Genomic DNA, 2,683 nt, shown 5'->3' on the forward strand with positions numbered 1-2,683 from the left:
CCGTCCGGGACACGCCGGGCCGGAGCCGTCCCCATCGGGGAGGCCTGGGCCGCGGCAGGTCCGGGACGGGGCCTCGGACGCCTCGAGACGGTTTCAGGGGCGTCCGGCCAAAACTCCGACCGAACCGGCAAAGCGCCATATCCCATCGTTCCGACTTCGTCGTTTTGTTTCTACGCAACTCTACCATTGAGCTACCCGGCCTCCCGGCCGGAGCGGGATTCGAACCCGCAACTTCAGCCCTGCGCTCTGCCTTTGAGCTATCCGGCCTCCCGACCGGAGCGGGATTCGAACCCGCAACCCCAGGATTCCTCGCGGCGGCTCAGCGGAACGCCCAGGAGCAGTGCTCAAGGGCGCCGCCGGACTTTTTTGAGGTCCCCCGACGCGCTGAATACAGGATAACCGATCGGGACAAAAAGTTCATTCAAAAAAACTTGCGAACTTTGGGATACGCGGGGGGAGGCGGCGTGGTATGCTGAAAGGAAGGGCATAAAGGTCCCATTTCAGGACGAAGGGGGGAAGGGGATGCGTTTTTCGGAACTTGTCAAAAGCCTGGATCGGGCGCGCCACTATCTTCGGGATTTCTACCTGTTCGGCTACCGGACCCGCGAGGAGTACGAGACGGGGCGGAGCTACGACAACGAGCGCCGACGCATTGAGAGCTGGCTTGGCGACTCGATGCGCCGCACCCCCGCGCCAGGCGGCCGCGCCGTCTCCCTCTGCCTGGACGCCGCGGACGAGCCACGCAACCCGCTCTACGCCCTGTGGGCGACCAAGAGCTTCACCCGAAACGACATTCTGCTCCACTTCCTGCTGCTGGACCTCCTGAGTGGCGTCGGCCCCCTCGCGGCGGACGAGGCGGCCGACGCCCTGGCGGAGCGCTGGGGCGAGGTCTTCGGGGCCGCGACGGTGCGCCTGAAGCTGAAGGAGTACGCGGAGCTGGGGCTTGTGGAGGAGGTCGATTCGGGGCGCCGCCGGCGGTACTGCCTCGCGCCCCTGTGCGCGGAGGACCTGGACGAGGACCTGCTGGAGGCCGTCGATTTCTTCACGGAGGCGGCTCCCTTCGGGCAGCTCGGCGCCCGCATTCAGGACGAGTTGGGGCGGGTCAACGTCCTCTTTCGCTTCAAGCACGACTTCCTCGTCCACACGCTGGACGACGCGGTCCTCCTCACCCTGCTGACGGCCGCGACCGAGAGCAGGGGGGTCGTCCTGAAGCTCCGCGACCGCACCGTCTCCGGGACGCCGGTCAAGGCCCTGTTCGGACTTCAGAGCGGGCGGCGCTACGGCGTCCTGCATCGGGGCGAGCGTTTCACCCTGATCCGACTGGACCGCGTGGATTCGGCGCGGTTGGGGGAGTTGAACCCCGATTTCGAGGTCAAGCGGCAGGCCTTCGACGCCCTCCTTCCCCGCCTGTGGGGAGCCAGCCTTCCCTACCCGCTTCGAGAGGAGCGGGTGCGCATGGTCTTGACCACGGAGGGACGACGGGAGCGCTACGTGGCAGAGCGCCTGAAACGAGAGGGGCGCGGGGGGAGTGTGACGGAGCGACCCGACGGGACGATCGTCTACGAGCGCAGGGCGTCGGACTCCATGGAGATGCTTCCCTTTCTGCGGACCTTCACGGGACGGATCCTGAGCCTGAGGGGTGACAACCGGCGGATGCTGCGGCGCTTCCACGACGACCTCCGCCGCATGGAGGCGCTCTACTCCCTCCCCGGCAGCGGGGCTGCCCTCTGCAGCCCGATGCCGAAGGAGGGGCCGGTGGTGAAGGCAGCAACGACTCGCATCGGCCCGAAAGGGGGTGCCGCAAGCGACGACGGCACGCGATGCGGGGCAGCGGACGCGCTCTTTCACGAGGCCTTCGGGCGCTACTACGTCATCGGGGCCCGGCTGCTGGAGCGGGCCGACCGGGAGGGCCCCTTGACCCCGGAGGCAATCCGACGGGACGTCGCCCGGTGGGGGTTCGCCGAAACCTCCACCCTGCTTCTCCCTCCCCTGGCGGAGGGGGAATGGCCGCTCTTTCGACGGGGGACCGGCCGCTCCTTCATCCCCCGCCTTCGCTCCGTCCGCCGCCCGCTCTCCACGCTGGAGCGGCGGTGGCTCGCCGCGCTGCTGGAGGACGAACGGATGGGGCTCTTCCTGGAGCCGGAGGCCCTGCGCCGCGCGAGGGACCAGTTGGCTGGGGCAAAGCCGCTCTTCCAGGCCGCAGACCTCTGCGCCTTCGACCGCTCCCGCGACCCCGACCCCTTCCGGGACGAGGGGTACCGCAGCGTCTTTCGCACGGTCCTGACGGCCCTCCGGGAGGGGCGGCTCCTGTGGGCGCACTTCACGTCGGGACACGGGCGCAAGGTCCGCGGGAACTTCCTGCCCCGAAGGCTTCAATACTCCCTGAAGGACGACCGGTTTCGTCTCCTGGCCCGGCGCGCCGACCCGGGGCGGCCGGCCTGGGAAGAGACGATCAACCTGGCGCGCATCCGGTGCGCCGTCCTCGGCACGAGGTACGCCGCAGCCGAGGCCGCAGTCCGTCCTTCGGCGCGGACGGAGCCGGTCGTGCTGCTGCTGACGGAGGAACGGCAGGCCATGGAGCGGGCACTCCTGCACTTCGCCAGCTTCCCCTGCCGCCCCCAAACCGGGCCCGATGGGGCGCGCCTGCTCCACATCCTCTACAACGCCCAGGACGAGAAGGAGC

1 protein-coding gene and 1 tRNA gene are annotated in these 2,683 nt (G+C 68.9%); one reads left to right on the forward strand and one right to left on the reverse strand.

What is annotated here, in order from left to right:
* Positions 1-204: 204 nt before the first annotated feature.
* Positions 205-267 (reverse strand) — tRNA-OTHER (locus tag Q0629_RS03725).
* A gap of 255 nt (positions 268-522) precedes the next feature.
* On the opposite strand from Q0629_RS03725, the gene Q0629_RS03730 reads away from it, so the two are divergent.
* Positions 523-2,683: WYL domain-containing protein (locus Q0629_RS03730; protein WP_298779103.1), on the forward strand; the 2,161-nt coding region annotated here is incomplete at its 3' end.

The organism is uncultured Fretibacterium sp. (assembly GCF_938030725.1).
In the GTDB taxonomy this organism is placed as follows: Bacteria; Synergistota; Synergistia; order Synergistales; family Aminobacteriaceae; genus Fretibacterium.